1 protein-coding gene is annotated in these 1,068 nt (G+C 69.0%); it reads right to left on the bottom strand.

Annotated features, from left to right (window positions below):
* Positions 1-57: 57 nt before the first annotated feature.
* The coding region (locus tag PV364_RS41100) for an IS256 family transposase (RefSeq protein ID WP_319666057.1) at positions 58-1,068 on the bottom strand (1,011 nt) is incomplete at its 5' end.

The following is a 1,068-nucleotide window of genomic DNA, read 5'->3' as shown; positions in this document are numbered from 1 at the left end:
CGGTCACGTCCGCTGGAGTGGTGTATCGACGGCCACTCGGTGATCTCTTCTTTGAGGCTATGCGGTGAGCTCGGCGGCCAGGACGGTGTCGTGGGTTTGTGACTCGTTCGGGTGGCGGGTCTTGGCGAGGAGGTCGCGGCCCATGTAGCGGCGGGCCTCGGTCCACTCGTCGTTCTGCTCGGCCAGGACAGCGCCGACCAGGCGGACCACGGCGGTGCGGTCGGGGAAGATCCCGACCACGTCGGTGCGGCGCCGGATCTCCTTGTTCAGCCGTTCCTGCGGATTGTTGGACCAGATCTGCCGCCAGATCTCCCGGGGGAAGGCGGTGAAGGCCAGCAGGTCGTGCCGGGCGGCGTCCAAGTGCTCGGCGGCCTTGGGGAACTTCCCCTCCAGGGTGTCCAGGACCTGCGTCATCTGGGCCTGGACGGCGTCGGCGTCGGGCTGCTCGAAGACCGTCCGCAGCAGCGTGGCCACCCATGGCTGGGCCGATTTGGGGACCTGACTGAGCAGGTTGCGGGCGTAGTGGGTGCGGCAGCGCTGCCATGAGGCGCCGGGCAGGGTCGCACCGATCGCGTCGACCAGGCCGGTGTGGGCGTCGGAGACCACCAGCTGGACCCCGCCCAGGCCGCGGGCGATCAGCGAGCGCAGGAAGGCCAGCCAGCCGGCTCCGTCCTCGGCGGTAGCGACGTCCAGGCCGAGGATCTCTCGGTGCCCGTCGGCGTTAACACCGACCGCGATCAGCGCGTGGACGTTGATGATGCGGCCGCCTTCGCGGACCTTCTGGGTCAGTGCGTCGACCCAGACGAACGCATACGGTCCGGCATCCAGCGGCCGATTGCGGAACGCGGTGACCTGGTCGTCCAGGTGCTTGGACATCGCGCTGACCTGGGACTTGCTCAGCTGTGTCACGCCGAGGGACTCGGCGAGTTTCTCGACCCGGCGGGTGGAGACCCCGAGCAGGTAGGCGGTGGCCACCACACTGATGAGGGCCTGCTCGGCCCGGCGGCGTCGTTCGAGCAGCCAGTGCGGGAAGTAACTGCCGCTGCGGAGCTTGGGAATGGCCAGCTC

The sequence above is a fragment of the Streptomyces sp. MI02-7b genome, assembly GCF_033793585.1.
Classification (GTDB): domain Bacteria; phylum Actinomycetota; class Actinomycetes; order Streptomycetales; family Streptomycetaceae; genus Actinacidiphila.
The sequence above is the reverse complement of the archived record's forward strand: the minus strand, read 5'-3'. Positions and strand labels throughout refer to the sequence as shown.